Source organism: Acetobacter conturbans (assembly GCF_011516755.1).
Classification (GTDB): domain Bacteria; phylum Pseudomonadota; class Alphaproteobacteria; order Acetobacterales; family Acetobacteraceae; genus Acetobacter; species Acetobacter conturbans.
The window spans coordinates 23935-40060 of sequence record NZ_WOSY01000021.1; the positions used below are offsets into that span (position 1 = coordinate 23935).

The 16126-nt window shown below is 64.9% G+C and carries 16 protein-coding genes and 1 pseudogene; 3 read left to right on the forward strand and 14 right to left on the reverse strand.

Annotation, left to right across the window (positions count from 1 at the left end; all coding sequences use genetic code 11):
• Position 1: 1 nt before the first annotated feature.
• From GOB81_RS14955 to GOB81_RS14965, 3 genes are read left to right on the forward strand one after another with little or no spacing between them, the layout of a single operon-like run.
• The gene (locus GOB81_RS14955) at positions 2 to 1258 is read left to right on the forward strand and encodes a TolC family protein (RefSeq protein ID WP_010667678.1); all 1257 of its coding nucleotides are present in this window, start codon (positions 2 to 4) and stop codon (positions 1256 to 1258) included.
• A 2-nt stretch (positions 1259 to 1260) separates the two neighbouring features.
• The gene (locus tag GOB81_RS14960) at positions 1261 to 2631 is read left to right on the forward strand and encodes an efflux RND transporter periplasmic adaptor subunit (protein ID WP_231367964.1); all 1371 of its coding nucleotides are present in this window, start codon (positions 1261 to 1263) and stop codon (positions 2629 to 2631) included.
• Positions 2628 to 5747, forward strand: coding sequence for an efflux RND transporter permease subunit (locus tag GOB81_RS14965; RefSeq protein WP_018308116.1), 3120 nt, complete (start codon positions 2628 to 2630; stop codon positions 5745 to 5747). Before GOB81_RS14960 ends, GOB81_RS14965 begins: the two co-directional genes overlap by 4 nt.
• 91 nt (positions 5748 to 5838) lie before the next feature.
• Here GOB81_RS14965 and GOB81_RS14970 read toward each other — a convergent pair whose 3' ends face one another.
• The 14 genes and pseudogenes from GOB81_RS14970 to parA all read right to left on the reverse strand — a co-directional run.
• The gene (locus tag GOB81_RS14970; protein WP_018308117.1) at positions 5839 to 6909 is read right to left on the reverse strand and encodes an ArsO family NAD(P)H-dependent flavin-containing monooxygenase; all 1071 of its coding nucleotides are present in this window, start codon (positions 6907 to 6909) and stop codon (positions 5839 to 5841) included.
• Between the two features lie 8 nt (positions 6910 to 6917).
• Positions 6918 to 7616: an arsenical resistance protein ArsH gene (gene arsH / locus GOB81_RS14975; protein ID WP_018308118.1), complete on the reverse strand. Its 699-nt coding sequence runs from the start codon at positions 7614 to 7616 to the stop codon at positions 6918 to 6920.
• A gap of 21 nt (positions 7617 to 7637) precedes the next feature.
• Positions 7638 to 8933, reverse strand: coding sequence for an arsenic transporter (locus GOB81_RS14980; protein WP_018308119.1), 1296 nt, complete (start codon positions 8931 to 8933; stop codon positions 7638 to 7640).
• Positions 8933 to 9370, reverse strand: coding sequence for an arsenate reductase (glutaredoxin) (gene arsC, locus GOB81_RS17785; protein ID WP_029604264.1), 438 nt, complete (start codon positions 9368 to 9370; stop codon positions 8933 to 8935). Before arsC ends, GOB81_RS14980 begins: the two co-directional genes overlap by 1 nt.
• Positions 9371 to 9559: 189 nt before the next feature.
• Positions 9560 to 9850: pseudogene (locus GOB81_RS18095) on the reverse strand (arsenate reductase ArsC); the annotation flags it as partial.
• Positions 9851 to 9858: 8 nt separating this feature from the next.
• Positions 9859 to 10200 (reverse strand): ArsR/SmtB family transcription factor, encoded by a 342-nt coding sequence (locus tag GOB81_RS14990; RefSeq protein WP_018308121.1) that lies wholly within the window; start codon positions 10198 to 10200, stop codon positions 9859 to 9861.
• A 242-nt stretch (positions 10201 to 10442) separates the two neighbouring features.
• Positions 10443 to 12182: a relaxase/mobilization nuclease domain-containing protein gene (locus GOB81_RS14995; RefSeq protein WP_029604265.1), complete on the reverse strand. Its 1740-nt coding sequence runs from the start codon at positions 12180 to 12182 to the stop codon at positions 10443 to 10445.
• 294 nt (positions 12183 to 12476) lie between these two features.
• On the reverse strand, positions 12477 to 13148 hold the full coding sequence (locus GOB81_RS15000) for a lytic transglycosylase domain-containing protein (protein ID WP_173571172.1): 672 nt from the start codon (positions 13146 to 13148) through the stop codon (positions 12477 to 12479).
• Positions 13149 to 13152: 4 nt separating this feature from the next.
• Positions 13153 to 13491 (reverse strand): DUF736 domain-containing protein, encoded by a 339-nt coding sequence (locus GOB81_RS15005; RefSeq protein ID WP_023979785.1) that lies wholly within the window; start codon positions 13489 to 13491, stop codon positions 13153 to 13155.
• A 1-nt stretch (position 13492) separates the two neighbouring features.
• Complete coding sequence (locus GOB81_RS15010) at positions 13493 to 14050, reverse strand: S26 family signal peptidase (protein ID WP_023979784.1); 558 nt, start codon at positions 14048 to 14050, stop codon at positions 13493 to 13495.
• A complete protein-coding gene (locus GOB81_RS15015) occupies positions 14047 to 14547 on the reverse strand; it encodes a DUF2840 domain-containing protein (RefSeq protein WP_023979783.1) in 501 nt (166 codons plus the stop codon). The genes GOB81_RS15010 and GOB81_RS15015 overlap by 4 nt, the downstream gene beginning before the upstream one ends.
• Positions 14544 to 14786, reverse strand: a complete 243-nt coding sequence (locus GOB81_RS15020; RefSeq protein WP_018308123.1) for a ribbon-helix-helix protein — start codon at positions 14784 to 14786, stop codon at positions 14544 to 14546. The genes GOB81_RS15015 and GOB81_RS15020 overlap by 4 nt, the downstream gene beginning before the upstream one ends.
• On the reverse strand, positions 14783 to 15526 hold the full coding sequence (locus GOB81_RS15025; protein ID WP_018308124.1) for a DNA-methyltransferase: 744 nt from the start codon (positions 15524 to 15526) through the stop codon (positions 14783 to 14785). Before GOB81_RS15025 ends, GOB81_RS15020 begins: the two co-directional genes overlap by 4 nt.
• Positions 15523 to 16126, reverse strand: a 604-nt coding sequence (parA, locus tag GOB81_RS15030; RefSeq protein WP_173571173.1) for a ParA family partition ATPase, incomplete at its 5' end; no start/stop codon positions are given. The genes parA and GOB81_RS15025, both read right to left, overlap by 4 nt.

Genomic DNA, 16126 nt, shown 5'->3' on the forward strand with positions numbered 1-16126 from the left:
CATGGCAACCCGGCGGAACCGTGACGCGGCGGGGCGCCTGCTCCTGGCTGCGGCTGCTCTTATCGTTTCATCCGGGGCTGCTCGTGCGGCTGAAGGGCCGCCGGGTGCCACCGTAGAGAGCCTGCTCGCGCTCGGCGAGCGCCTGAACCCCGCGGTGCGGGCCGCCGGACTCGATACGACCGCCGCTGCGGCCCAGGCGGAAGCGGCCGGTGCGCTGGACGATCCGGTGCTGACGGAGAATTACCAGAATTATCACTCCGGCGGCCTGTTCAGCATGAACTTCATCACGATCTCGCAAACTTTCCCGCTCTGGGGAAAGCGGGATCTGCGTCATCGTGCGGCGCTGTCCGAGGTGGACGCGGCGCGCGGCCGGGAGCGGGCCGCCCAGGACGAACTCGACGCGCAGATCAAAATTGCCTTCGCGCGCTATTACGCTTTTACCCGCGCGCTGGTGGTCAACCGGCAGATCCAGACGCTCGCCCGCAAGATGCGGCAGGCGACCATGGTGCGCTACGGCCAGGGCGACGGTGCCCAATCGGGCGTGATCCAGGCCCAGGAGGAGGAGACGAACACCGTCATCGAGGCGAGCCGGCTGGAGGCCGAGCGAGAGTCCGCCGCCGCCCAACTGAATGCGCTGCTGGCCCGCCCCCCGGGCGCCCCATTGGCCGAGCCCATGCGGCTACGTCCGATCCCAGCGGTTCTGCCGCGCGTGGAGAGCTTGCTCGACCGGGCGCGCAGCGGGAATGGCGCCGTCCATGCGAACAGCGCGGCAATCGACGAGGCGGAAAGCCGGAGACGGCTGGCCGAGCGGGCCTGGTATCCCGATGTGACGGTCGGCGGCGGCCCGGTCGTGCAGACCAATGCCCCGACGGGGTTCAGCGCCATGGTCTCGCTGAGCATCCCCGTGCAGTTCGGTGCCAAGCGCGCCGACGAAGACGCGCAGACCGCGCGCCTTGATGCCGCCGAGCGCCGTCGCGACGGAACGATGGCGACCATCCAGGCAGCCTTGGCCGAAGCCTTGGCCCGCCTCAAGGCGGCGCGCGATGTGGAGAGCCTCCTCCGTCGCCAGCGTATGCCGCAGGCGGACGCGCTCTCGCGGACGACGCTGGCCAGCTACAGCCAGGGGCATGGCGATCTCGCGGCAGCGATCGCGGCGGAACATCAGATGCACGACACCGAGCTGGAGCTTCTCCGGACCGAGACCGACGAACAGACGGAACTGGCCACCATCGAGCGCCTGATCGGGGGTGATCTGTGAAGGTGCGTCTTCTGTCCCTGGTCCTGGCGTTGCTCCCGCTTTCGACCGCTACGCCAGGACCGGCGACGGCGACTGACCGAACGCCACTCTATTACCAGGATCCGGACGGCAAGCCCGCCTATTCCGCCAATCCGAAGAAGACGTCGGAGGGTCGGGATTATGTTCCGGTCTATGCTGACGGGTCACAGGGGTCTGGTGCCGCGTCCTCGCGATCCTCCGGTCCCTCGGCCCGGTCGGCGGATCGTGGCCGGGTGCTATTTTATCGCAATCCCATGGGGCTGCCCGACACTTCGCCGGTGCCGAAGAAAGATGCCATGGGGATGGCGTACCTCCCTGTCTATGAGAACGAGATCCGGGATGCGGGAACGGTTTTTGTGCCGCCCGGTCGTTTGCAGATCCTCGGCGTGCGGACTTCCGTTGCCGCAGTGCAGCCGGTGCTGAACCGCAGCGTGCATGCCACCGGCATTGCCCAGTTCGATGAACGGCGCATCGCCTTGGTGACAAGCAGGGTCGGCGGCTGGGTCGAGCATCTCGATATCGCTGCCACAGGCGATCCTGTCTGGCGTGGCCAGGTCATGGCCGAAATCTACGCGCCGGATCTGGTTGCATCCGAGCAGGAATATCTGATTGCCACCAGTTTGGACCCGGCTATGGCAACGGCCGCGCTGGAGCGCCTGCGCTCTCTTGGGGCGCCTGAGACCGAAATCGCGCGGCTGCGACGCACCCGGCATGCCGTGCGGCACATCCCGGTCGTTGCGCCGGCGGACGGGGTCGTGACCGAAAAGATGGCGGTGGAGGGCGCGCGCGTCGGGCCGGATCAACCGCTGTACCGGACGGCGGCGACCGCACCGATCTGGCTGATTGCCGAAGTGCAGGAGCAGGATCTGGGCGCGGTGCGGGTCGGTCAGCAGGCGCACGCCAGCCTTGTCGCCTTTCCCGGTCGTCGCTTCGACGGAACCGTCGATTTCCTCTATCCGAGCGTCTCCACCGAGACGCGAACCGGACGTATCCGGATCGTGTTGCCGAATGCGGATAGTGTGCTGCGGGCAGGCATGTATGCCGATATCGCGATCGATGTCCCTGCGTCCATGGCGGGGCCGGTGCTGGTCGTGCCGTCCTCGTCGGTTATCGACAGCGGCACCCGTCAGGTTGTGCTGGTCGAAACGGGGGAGGGCCGTTTTGCACCCCGTTCGGTGCGCGTCGGCGCGCGTGGCAATGACGAGGCTCAGATCCTGGATGGCCTGAAGGCGGGGGAAAGCGTGGTGGTCGGCGCCAACTTTCTGATCGATTCCGAAAGTAATCTGCGCGCCGCCCTACAGGCCTTTACCGTGCCGGACAGCAAGCCTGCCCGGGCAGGGAGTGCCGGTCGATGATTGCCAGAATCATTGCGGTGTCGGCGCGTAACCCGCTGCTGGTGATACTGGGAACGTTGTTCCTCGTGGGGGCTGGTGTCTGGGCGGTGATGAACACGCCGCTCGATGCCATTCCCGATCTCTCGGACACGCAGGTGATCGTCTATACCGACTATCCCGGCCAGGCGCCGCAGGTCGTCGAGGATCAGGTCACCTATCCCTTGACCACGGCGTTGCTGGCGGTGCCGCATTCGAAAGTGGTGCGCGGTTTTTCGACGTTCGGCACGTCGTTCGTCTACGTCGTCTTCGACGACGGTACCGATCTCTACTGGGCGCGTTCGCGCGTGCTGGAATATCTCAATTTCGCGCAGAAGCGCCTGCCCGCGGGTGTCACGCCGTCGCTGGGGCCGGATGCAACCGGTGTCGGCTGGGTCTACGAATATGTCGTCCAGGGTAAACAGCGCACGCTGGCGGAATTGCGCAGCCTGCAGGATTGGGTGATCCGCTTTCAATTGACCAAGGCGTCCGGCGTCGCCGAGGTGGCCGCCATTGGCGGGTTCGAACGGCAATATCAGATCGTCGTCGATCCCCGGAAGCTCCAGGCCTACGGTATCCCGCTGTCGCGCGTGGGCGATGCGGTGCGGCAGGGCAATCAGGATGTCGGCGGTCGCACCATCGAGCTGACCGAAACGGAATATATGGTGCGCGGTCGGGGCTATGTGCGCGATGTCCGCGATCTGGAGCGGATCGTGCTGAAGGTCGACGCCGTCGGAACGCCAGTCACGGTGGGAGACGTCGCGCGCGTCGAACTCGGCCCCGACGAGCGGCGCGGCATCGCGGAACTGGACGGTGTGGGAGAGGCGGTCGGCGGCATCGTCGTCAAGCGCGACGGAGCGGATGCCTTGACGACGATCCGGAGCGTCAGGCAGCGGATCGCCGAGCTGCTGCCTAGCCTGCCGCCGGGCGTTTCCATTGTGCCGGTCTATGATCGCTCGGCCCTGATCCTGCGTGCCATCGCCACGCTCCGGCACACGCTGATCGAGGAGAGTCTCATCGTCTCCTTCGTCTGCGTCGTCTTCCTGCTGCACGTCCGCAGTGCGCTGGTCGCGATCGTGACCCTGCCTGTCGGCGTCCTGTTCGCTTTCCTGGCCATGCACATGATCGGTGTCGGGTCGAACATCATGAGTCTGGGCGGCATCGCCATCGCGCTCGGGGCGATGGTGGATGCGGCGATCGTGATGATCGAAAATGCGCACAAGCACGTGGAGCGGCTGGCGCCCGGTGAAGCGCGTGGCCCGGCGCTGCTGGCGGCGGCGAACGAGGTCGGGCCGTCGCTGTTCTTCAGCCTGCTGATCATCACCGTGTCCTTCCTGCCGGTGTTCGCCCTGGAGGGGCAGGAAGGACGATTGTTCAAGCCGCTCGCATACACAAAGACCTTTTCCATGGCGGGCGGCGCGCTGCTCGCGGTGACGCTGGTGCCGGTCCTGATGCTGGCCTTCGTGCGCGGCCGCATCCTTCCCGAAGCGCGTAATCCGATCAATCGCGTGCTGATCGCGCTCTATCGTCCCGTAATCCGCGTCGTGCTGCGGGGACCGGTCCTGCTCGTCCTCCTTGCGATCGGGATTGGCGCCGGTACGATCTATCCGGCGGCCCATCTGGGCAGCGAGTTCATGCCCGATCTGAACGAGGGGACATGGCTCTACATGCCGGTCACGCCGCCAGGTCTCTCGGTCACCAAGGCGGTCGAGCTGCTGCAGGGTCAGGACCGCATCATCAAGAGCTTTCCCGAGGTCCAGTCGGTGTTCGGCAAGGCCGGGCGCGCGGCGACGGCCACCGATCCGGCGCCCACGGAAATGTTCGAGACGGTGATCACTCTCAAGCCGCAAAGCGAATGGCCGGCCGGCATGACCCCGGACCAACTGAAGGCCGACATGAACCGGGCGCTTGACCTGCCGGGGGTGAGCAACGCGTGGACGCAGCCGATCCGCGCCCGCATCGACATGCTCGCCACGGGGATTCGTACCCCGGTGGGGGTGAAGGTGTTCGGGCCGGATCTGGGACAGCTCGCCAGAATTGCGGAACAGGTCGAGCAGGTCGTGCGCACCATTCCCGGAACCACCAGTGCGTTTGCCGAGCGCCTGGAGGGTGGCCACTATCTGGAGATTATACCCGACCGGAACGCGATCGCGCGCTATGGCCTGTCGGTCGACGATGTGATGCAGGTGGTGGCCACGGCGCTCGGCGGCCAGACGGTCACGACGACCGTGGAAGGGCGCGAGCGTTACGGCGTGAGCGTCCGCTACCCGCGTGACCTGCGCGATGACCCGCAGGCGATCGCCGAACAGGTGCTGCTGCCGACGCCGGGCGGGGCGATGATCCCGCTGGGGCAGGTGGCGGTGATCCGTCTCACCGGGGGACCGCCCTCGATCCGCACCGAGGATGCCCAGCTTGTCGCCTATGTCTATGTGGACCTGAACGGACGCGATATCGGCGGCTACGTCAACGACGCGGCCCGCGCCGTGCGCGAGCGGGTTACGCTCCCGCAGGGATACCGCGTCGCGTGGAGCGGCCAGTTTGAATATATGCAGCACGCCATGGCGCGGCTGAAGCTGGTCGTGCCGGCAACGCTGGTTCTGATCTTCGTGCTGCTCTATCTCAATTTCGGACGGATCACGGAGACGCTGATCGTGCTGCTGTCGGTGCCGTTTGCGCTGGTCGGTGGGATCTGGCTGACCTGGTGGTTGGGCTACAATGTCAGTGTCGCTGTCGTGGTGGGGTTCATCGCCCTCGCGGGTGTCGCGTCCGAGACGGGCGTGATCATGCTGATCTATCTCGACAATGCCTTGGCAGACGTCAGCGGCAGGGCCCAGGCCGAAGGGCGCGCACTGACGCGCGCGGACTTGAGGGCTGCGATCATGCACGGCGCGGTGGAGCGCGTGCGGCCGAAAATGATGACGGTCACGGCGATCATGGCGGGCCTTGTGCCCATCCTGTGGAGCGCCGGCACCGGGTCCGAGGTCATGCGCCGGATCGCGGCCCCCATGGTGGGCGGCATGGTCTCGTCGACCGTGCTGACCCTGCTGGTTATTCCGGCGCTCTATGCTCTCGTGAAGGGATGGCGGCTGTCGCGTGGGTAAACATGGCAGACGTGTCGGCATATAATAGGGCATTATCTCCATGCCGTCTTCCGCCCTCATCCTGATCATAGAATGAAGACCTTCAAGTTTTCTACAAACGGACATCCTGTGTTGGCGACGCAAGCCAGGCCGCCAGTTGCCGGACCATGGATCTCGCGACACGGCCCGCCCCCAGCAGGGTGGCGCATGCGGGGCCGCACCAGGAGCCATAACCCAGCAGCCAGAGACGTGGCTCCCTGATGGCCTGCTGGCCGTCAACGCGGATCAGCCCGTCCGGCTCGATCACGTCGAGCGGCGCAAATGCACCAAGCGCGGGTCGGAAGCCGGTACACCAGATGATCGCGTCAATGGCCTCTTCCTGGCCATCGGGCCAGACGACGCCCGTAGCCGTCATCCGCACAAACGGGCGCACCGCGTGGAGCGCGCCTCGCTCCCTGGCGGCGCGCACGGGTGGTACCATGACGATATCGCCAAAGCCGCCAGTGGGCATGGCCGACGGGCCGCCGAGAACGCGAGCGGTCGCCCGCTCGAACAGGACTCGTCCGTCCACGTCATCGGGCAGGAAGACGGGATCATGCAGCGTGACCCATGTTGCCTGGGCGACAAGCGACAGTTCCGCCATAATCTGCGCACCGGAGTTGCCCCCGCCCAGCACGAGCACACGGCGACCGGCAAAGGGTACCGCGTTGTGGTAATGGGAGGAGTGGATTTGCGCTCCCGCAAACAACCCTTGGCCCGGATAATCGGGGATGAAGGGCGCAGACCATGTGCCAGTGGCGCCGATGACCGCGCGGCTTAGGAAATCACCCACGCTGGTGCTGACATTCAGGAATTTCTGGTCAGTGCGTTCCACACGTCCGACCATTACGGGGCGGTGGATCGGCGGCGCATAGCGCGCTTCGTAGCGGTGCAGATAGTCAAGCACCTCGTCGCGGGTGGGGTAGCTGCCATCCGGCGTGTCGGGCATCGGCCAGCCGGGGAGAGAACTGTAGGACGCGGGCGAGAACAGATGCAGGGAGTCCCAGCCATGCACCCATGCACCACCTGCCTGGGTCCCGTTATCGAGAATGACGTAACGCAGTCCGGTCCGTCGTAGAAAATACGACGCGGCGAGGGCCGCCTGACCGCCCCCCACGATCACGACATCGAACTGCTCGCCCATTGCCCGGCTCACAGGCTTTCCGGGAGACGGAATTCCGTCTTCCGTTCGCTATAGCGGTCCACGAGGTAGTCGGCCCGGTCGCGCAGCAGCCATGTGAACTTCATCAGTTCCTCCATGACATCTACCATCCGGTCATAGAGGGGGGACGGCTTCATGCGGTCATCGTCACCGAACTGCGTATAGGCCATTGGCACGCTGGACTGGTTGGGGATGGTGAACATCCGCATCCATCGGCCCAGAACCCGCAGGGCATTGACGGAATTGAAGCTTTGCGATCCGCCTGAGACCTGCATGACCGCCAGCGTGCGGCCCTGCGTCGGACGGATCGAGCCTTCGGACAATGGCAACCAGTCGATCTGGTTTTTGAACACAGCGGTTATGTTGCCGTGCCGTTCGGGGCTGCACCAGACCTGGCCTTCCGACCAGATCGACAGTTCCCGCAGTTCCTGCACTTTCGGATGCGTGGCAGGCACGGAATCCGCTATCGGCAGGCCGGTCGGGTCGAACACCCGTGTCTCGGCCCCCAGCACCTTCAGGATGCGTTCCGCCTCAAGCACCAGCAACCGACTGAAGGATCGGGGACGCAAAGAGCCGTAGAGCAGCAGGATACGCGGCGGATGGTCCACACGCGGTTGCGGTTCGAGCCGCGCGAGATCGACCCGTTCAAGATATTCGGGGTGCAGGGCTGGCAGGTCAGGAGCGGTCATATATATCGGTCCTTTCTTGTATTACGGGTGGCTGATCAGGGGCAGCCACAGGGCCAGCGCCGCGAGTGTTGCCAGCAGGACGGGCGGCGTAATCGCCAGTCCAACTTTCATATACTGCCCCCATGTGACCCGATGGTTCTTGGATGCCAGCACATGCAGCCACAGCAGTGTTGCGAGACTACCAATCGGCGTGAATTTTGGCCCGAGGTCGCAGCCGATGACGTTGGCATAGATCATCAGGTCGCGTGTCAGCGGCGTGATGTCGTGAGCCTGCTGGATCGCCAGCGCCCCGACCAGCACACTCGGCATATTGTTCATGATGGACGACAGAACAGCCGCCAGAAAGCCGGTGCCGATGGTGGCCGTGAACGTCCCTTGATGACCGAGCCAGACCAGTGCGGTCGCAAGGTAGTCAGTCAGCCCGGCATTGCGCAGCCCGTAGACCACCAGATACATGCCCAGGGAGAAGATCACGATCTGCCACGGGGCACCCCGCAGCACCTTGCGAACAGGGATCACCCGGCCATACCCGGCGACGAGCAACAGGGTTCCGGCGGCCAGGCAGGCTACGACACAGACCGGGATATGAAACGGCGCGGTCAGGAAATAGGCCGCCAGTACGAGGGCCAGTAGCGGAAATGCCGCCCGGAACACATGGGGGTCACGAATGGCCGTGGCAGGTGCGGGCAGTTCGGCGACGGGATAGGTCGCAGGCACCTGCCGCCGGTACCACAGCCACAAGACGGCCAGCGTTGCACCAAGTGCTACCAGATCGACAGGGACCATGATCGCGGCATAGCGATCGAACGCAATGCCAAAGAAATTGGCGCTGACGATGTTCACCAGGTTGGAGATGACGAGCGGCAGGCTGGTGGTATCCGCGACGAAGCCAGTGGCGATAATAAAGGCCAGCGCCGCAGCAGGACTGAGGCGAAGCTGCGTGAGGATGGCGATGACGATGGGCGTCAGCAGCAGGGCCGCGCCGTCATTGGCGAACACAGCCGCAATGGCCGCTCCCAGCACCACGATCAGCGGGAACAGCGTACGGCCTCGCCCTTTGCCCCAGCGCACGACGTGCAGGGCGGCCCAATGGAAGAATCCGGCCTCATCCAGCAACAGCGAGATGACGATCAGCGCGATGAAGGTGAAGGTCGCGTCCCAGACGATGTGCCACACGACAGGAATGTCGTGCCAGTGGATCACACCAGCCGCCAGGGCCACGGCGGCACCTGCCATTGCGCTCCAGCCGATACCCAGCCCCCGAGGCTGCCAGATGACAAAAACGAGCGTGACAACGAAAATCAGAAGCGCCAGCATCAGACGATCCGCTTGCCGGATTCATCGACGATCTTCTCGCCGTCTTCTTTGACGAAAGCGCCTCGCTGCGGGTTGGGCAGGATGTCCAGAACTGCCTCGGACGGACGGCAGAGTGCCGCACCCAGCGGGGTGACGACGATGGGCCGGTTGATCAGGATTGGATGCGCCATCATGGCGTCGATTAGGTCGTCATCGCTCAGGGCCGGATTATCGAGGCCAAGCTCATCATAGGGCGTGCCCTTGCGCCGCAGGAGATCGCGAACCGAGATCCCCATGCGCGTGATCAGACTGACCAGTTCGGCGCGCGATGGCGGTGTTTTGAGATATTCGATGATGGTTGGCTCGATCCCCGCATTTCGGATCAGGGCAAGCGTATTGCGCGATGTGCCGCAATTCGGGTTATGATAGATTGTGACGCCAGTTGGCTCGGTGCCAATGTCGCGCAATTTCGTCACCAAACTGGCAGTCTCAAGCTTGGCCAGCGGCAATGCGACAAGCAGGGAAATACGATTCTTCAGACCCTTGAACGCCGAGACGAACGCTCGCTCCCGGTCGGCATCGGTTCCCGAAACATTACTCGGATCGGGAATGCCCCAATGGGCCGTGATGGGTTTCCCCGGCCATACCGGACAGACTTCTCCAGCAGCGTCATCGCAGACGGTAAAAACGAAATCCATAACGGGAGCGTTCGCAACAGCAAACTCATCCCAGGGCTTGGAACGCAGTCCCTCGGTCGGGTAGTCGAAGCTCGCCAGCACTTTCAAGGCGAGAGGATTGACCTGCCCCTTGGGATGGCTACCGGCGGAGAAGACCCTGAAATGGCCAGCACCATCCTTGCGAAGGATGCTCTCGGCCAAAATCGAACGTGCGGAATTACCCGTACACAGAAACAACACATTGAAGACGCGATCGGTCATTGGGGGGTTCACTCGGATGGGCAGCAGGACGACAGTTCTGCAACCAGTGGCTCACAAAGTTCAGGGCTTTGCCCGCAGCAGTCCTTGACGAGAAACAGCATCAGTTCCCGCAGGCGCGGTAGGCAGGCACGATAGACAATCACACGGCTATGGCGCTGCGAGGTCAGCAGGCCGGCACGGGTCAGAGTGGCGAGGTGGGCCGAGATCGTGTTCTGCGGGACATCGAGATGCCGCGCGACGTCTCCGGCCGGCAGCCCGTTCGGTTCATGGCGCACCAGCAGGCGGAATATCTCCAACCGCGTGGATTGCGACAGTGCGCTCAGGGCCAACAGGGTCGATTCGGTATCCATATATCCTTACTCGTGGATATATAGAATATTGTCAATTCCCTTTCGCCCGATGGGCCGTTCCTGTCGCCGGATTGTGCAGTGTCATTGCCGATTTCCGATTGGCTGCTTTCCCGACATATTGGCCGTGTCGGTCGTTCATCATTCTCTATATCCACTGACGAACCGAGCGTCGGCAACTTCCTTTCCCTCGGCGGGTCTATCTTCAATCCAGGGGAATTTAACTGTCCTTATCGCCACGACGACTATAGCCCGAGCCCCCGGTTCCGGGTGAAGCTCCAGTCGATCCCGCCATCGTCGCGTGCGACGCCGGAGACGTGCTGGCCCCGCTGCTTCTCCAGCGACGGCGTCCATGGCACGAGCTGGAACTGGAGGCCGTCATCGATCATCGCATAGCGGCCGGAGGCCAGGGCCATGCGTTGCCGATACGTGCCGGTGACATACTCGCCCGATGCCGACTGACTGAACGTCCGGCCCGTCTCAGCGGCGAGCCGCTCTCCCACTTCGTGAAGCTCGCGGTCCCTGAGTTTCCCGATCAGGTTGCGCGCCAGGATCACCCCCTGCGTCCGGCGTTCGGCAAGACCCTGCTCAATCAGTTGCTCGGTCCGCCGCTCCATCGCCTCATGCACTTCGGCACCGAACCCCGCCTGCCCCAATGCAACAGGGTCGCGCGCCACTGCCTGCCGGTCGAGCCAGGTAGCCCCGCGCGCCGTCACCTGATCCTCGATCGACAGGTCGGAACGGACGGCCAGCGCCACGCGACGCTGCCCCTTCCTGTCATCGAAGGCGCGAAGCTCCACGACCGACCCCATGCTGCCATCACCGGTCGCGTCGAGATCGGGAAAACGGATATGATGCGTGCGGCCATCCACGCCGTCGATGACGGCGTAGGCCGTGCCTTTCAGCTCGTCGTCCAGCCCCCGATCGACCAGCCTGCCGACGACAGGAACGTCGAGGCTTTCACCCGCCAGGACGTAGCTCGATGTGCTCCGCTCGATCCCGCGCTCCGTCAGCGAGCGGTGGATACGCTTGATGATGTCGCCGCGCTCCCCGAACTCGCGGAGCGTCGCCTCGGCGGATTCATCCAGCATCCATTGTCCCTGACCGACCTGATGGGCGAGACCGAGCCCCTCCAGGTGGCGCAGGCGCCCGACCTTCAGGGCCTCGAACGGATCAGGCTGCCGATCCGGCGCTGGCGCCATGTCGATGATGCCGTTGCGGCCCGCATCGCGGGCGAGTTGCCGGTCGAGCTGGGTCCAGTGCTCGGCGCCGACCTGGCGTTCGAGGGCACGATGGATTTCGACGTCATTGCGTAGCCCGAGTTCCTGCGTCACCAGATCCTGGGCACGGGCGCGCAGGCCCTCCCGGATATAATCGCGGGAGATCACGAGGTCGCTGCCATCCTCGGCTACGCCCCGCACGAGGATGTGGACATGGGGATGCTGGGTGTTCCAGTGATCCACCCCCACCCAGTCCAGCTTCGTGCCGAGGTCTTTTTCCATCTGCCCGACCAGTTCGCGGGCATAGCCCTTGAGGTCGGCCATGTCGGGCGCGTCCTCGGGTGAGATGATGAAACGGAAATGGTGGCGATCATCCTCGCAGCGCTCGGCGAACGCCTTCGGGTCGGCATCGTCGATGCCAGGACCGAAGAGCCGCGCCTTCTCGCCGTCCTTCGTCACCCCTTCCCGGCGCAGGTAACGCAGATGGGCGGCGAGCGGCGCCTTGCGCCCGCTGTGGCGCACGACACGGGCCTTGACGGTCACGCGGCGGACACGGCTGGTCAGCAGACGATTGGCCCTGGCTGCTGCGACGCGGCCACGCCCGAAGGACGAGCGGGAACCGCCGCCGCTGCGGCCCGATCGGAAGCCACCGCCTCCGGCACGCTGGGCCGAGGCGAGGGCCTGGGCGACGAAGGGCTTGAGCCGCTGGGCGCGGGGCGAGCGGATGCGGCCCAGACGGGGCTGGAAATCATTCTCGCGGGCCATTGGCGCCCCCAATGTGCGAAAAAGACAGGTGCAACAAGGAAAAGTAGGGTCGGCAAACATTGGCGGAGAGGGAGAAACATTGTGTAGGAAAGGAAAAAACGCTGGAAAACCAACACCCCAACCGAGGCGCAATGTGCGCCCTTTTATCTCGCCTCTCCTTTGCCCAGACCCAGTGCGGTCCCTGATCCCTGCTACGATCCGTCATGAGAAACGCTGGACCACGCCGGACCACGATTATGCGCTGACCTGCGACCGGCTGCGAATGGGCGGTAAGGAGAGGCGGATTCGGCATGGTCATGGTGCCGACTCCCTGTCAGAAACCGTCACGAACAGGCCAGCGGAGTGCGGTGCAATAGGCAACAGATCGCGTGCGGTGATGTTGGCAGACGCATCGTTCGCGCGTGCGAAAAAGATCGGCGCGCGTCTCCAGGCCAGGGGATCGGGACGCGCCGCCGGAAGCGGTATTGCGTCACCGTTCTGGCCGAGAAGAGGCAGAAGACCGGCGACATAGGCGAGGGTTTCGGGCGGCAGCGGACGTTGCCGATCGCGGAAGTCCTCGTAGCGTCCCGGTCCGGCATTATAGGCTGCGAGAAACCCCGGTGATCCGTAGCGATCGTGCATCTCGCGCAGATACGCGGCACCCGCGAGAATGTTGTCATGCACATCGAATGGATCAGTTCCCAGCCCATAGCGGACACGCAGGTCGGCCCAGGTCGCGGGCATGATCTGCATGAGGCCGAGCGCGCCTTTCGACGAAATCGCACTGGTATCACCGCCGCTTTCAGCACGCATCACCGCCCGTATCCAGGTGGTAGGAACGTCGAAACGGCGGACTGCCTCAGCGATTTGGGCAGCAAAAGAATCGGTGTCGGCGAGTGTCGAAACCGACGCCGCCCGTGTCTGGTCGGCAGCAGCTAATACGCCGATCGCGGTGATGCCGACAGCGAGGAAGAACGCGGGTCGCATCGTCTCAATCTCCTCTTTCGGCGCGCTTTGACGGGCGCGTCCAGTTCAGCACCCAGACCGCGCGGTCGTCGGCGGTGCGGAAGAGATTGGCCCGGATGGGCTGCGTGAAGGCGGGATCGTCGAGTGCTACGGCGACGTATTCACCGGCCCTCTCGCCGGTGCGTTTCCAGCCTGCGCCGACCTCCGGACCGTCGGCATCGGTGAGATGGATGCGATAATCCGGTGCATGTTCGGCGTCGGAAAAATCGGCCGGAATGAGGATAAGATCCTGCGTCACGGTAAGGGTGCGAATACGCCCGGCAAAGCCGGTTTTGGTGCGGGTGAAAAGACCGATCTGTGCCATCTTAGTGTCCTTTCGCGGATGGATTGGAGGATAAGGCGACGGCCTGGCCGCTCCCGGATGGAAGCCAGACCGGAGTGGCTCGGCCGATGACGGTGGAGAGGGGCAGCGCGCCAAAATATCGGCCATCGAGACTGCGTGGCTCGGCCGGATTCATGACGAAGACCTGGCCGGGATCGAGGTGTTGGCAACCCCGCCAGACGGGCAGCGGGCGACCACGATGATCGACGGATCGCGCGTCGCCAGCGAATTTTCCGTCGATGGTGATGCGTTGTCCGGTACGGCACACGAACTGCCCTGCGATGGCCGCTACAGGTTTGAGCAGGGGCACACCGAGAGGGAGGTAGCCGCGCGTCGCCAGCAGCATCGCCTCGCGCTCGGGCAGACGGACAGCGGCCAGATCGCCGACATGCGGCGCAGGGTCCGTGTGCAGCCGATAAAGCCCGACGGGCACGCTCGCCGTTTCGTTCCAGATCAGCCGGGGCATAGGATGCAGGGCCAGCGAAACGCCCACACCGAGCACCGCGAAATAGGTGGCGAAGAACCAGCCACGCCGGGTCATGACGTCACCTGCCGCCGCTTGAGCCAGGCTGCGTGCTGCTCGCGCGTGTAGCTGCGGGGCTCATGTCCGGCAGTGATGCGATGGTGGAGATGCCGCCAGTAATCGGGCGCGGCATCCGCCGGGTCGATGCCCAGCGCGTCAACAGCGTCGATCGCCCGAAGCACGCGCTCGACCCTCGGCCAGCTATCGACACGCAGGAGGATTTCGCCACCGGGACGCACAAATGGCAGAGTCTGGAATGGACTTCCTGCTTCCACCGCCCGCACGATGTCCACGCGGGAGACCGTGGCTCCCAGATCGTTCGACGCCCAGCGGACGAAGGCGAAGATGCTGCCCGGCGCGAAACTGGAAATGCGGCGGCGACCATCAAGGATCTGTTCGTCAACGCGGTGGCCGAAGCGCAACCAGTGCTCGATACGCTTCTCGATCCAGGTCAGTTCGACATGGGTCAGCGACGCCGCGCGGCGATGCGGCGGCGTAGAAAATCGTCCGTTCATGGCACGTCTCCGGGATTGTCAGGGAACTCACGGGCGAGCAGCGCGCGCAGCATGTCGGCGACGGTCATGCCGCGCTGGAACGCCGCGACCTTGATGCGGGCGCGCAGCGCCGGCGTGACGTCGATGGTCAGCCGGGCGGTGAAGTGGTTGGCAGCCGCAGGCTTGTCCGGCGCCTTGACCCAGCGTTCCGGGTCGGCGGGGCGCGACGCGAAGCCGGGTAGCGTGCGACGCTCTGTCATGGCGATATTCCCTCGCCGAGCGGCAGCACGGACGCGATACGGTCGCGCGCTTTCTGCGCCATGACAGGATCGATCTCGCAGCCGACATAGCGCCGACCGGCGAGCCGACAGGCGACGCCAGCAGCCCCCGAGCCGGCGAACCAGTCGCCCACCAGGCCACCCGGTGGGCAGCTCGTGCGGATCAGGATCTCCAGCAACGCCACCGGCTTCTCGGTCGGGTGGATGGCCCGGCCATGCGTATTACGGACCGGAATCACGGAGCGCATCAGGCGCGGGCCACCGTCCTCGCTGACGTAACGACCGGCATCGATCCGACCCATGTGGGGCGGCCGGTGTTTCCGTCGTACCGTGCGTGCCCGTGCGTCGGACGTGGTCGGAACCACGTTGTAGACGGCGCGCCAGGGCGTATCGTCGCGATAGAACTGGACGATCAGTTCATGCACGCGCCGGAACCGATCGGCATGGAAGCTGGAACCGTTCTGCTTCTCCCAGACCAGTTCCTGGGCATATTTCCAGCCCGCATTCCGAAATGCCGCGTTGGATGCAAGGAAACTCCGCAGGGAGCCGAAAACCCAGAGCGAGCCGCTGGGTTTCAGGGCAGCGAGCGCCTTGCCGGGCCAATCCGCTATGCGCCGGTCCCATGCGAGCGACGTATCGCCATAGGGGGGATCGACCAGGATCATGTCGTAGGGGCCGTGCCAGGGCATCAGGAGCGCGCTGTCGCCGGTCAGCAGGGTCATGACACCAGCCCCCCAATCTCGGCTGTCAGTGCGGCGATTTCGCGGGCGGCAATCCCCTGCGGGCGCAAGTCGCAGACCAAGCGGCCGGTGCGCGCCATGTCGGCGAACGCGACCCGCTGGCCGATCCGCGCTGCCAGCGCCGCCGGCTCATGCCCCACCAGCGCCAGCCGGGTTTCGCGGGCGATGACCGTGCGCGCGGCGCAGCGGTTGAGCACGAAACGGGCCAGCAGACCGGGACGGAAGAGCCGCGCTTCCGCCAGCAGCCGCAGCATTTCGGCCGAGGCCCAGCCGTCGAACGGCGAAGGCTGCACCGGGATCAGCACCAGATCGGCCGCCAGCAGGGCGGAGCGCAGCAGCGCCGCCACCCGAGGCGGACCGTCGATGACGACGTGATCCACCCCCTGAGCCAGTTCCGGCGCCTCGTGATGCAGCGTGTCGCGCGCCAGGCCGATCACGCCGAACAGGCGGGGCAGTCCCTCCCGTGCGCGCTGCGCCGACCAGTCCAGCGCCGAGCCCTGCGGGTCGGCATCGATGACCGTCACGCGCCGGCCTTCCCGAGCCCATTGGCCCGCGAGATGCAGCGCCAGCGTCGTCTTGCCG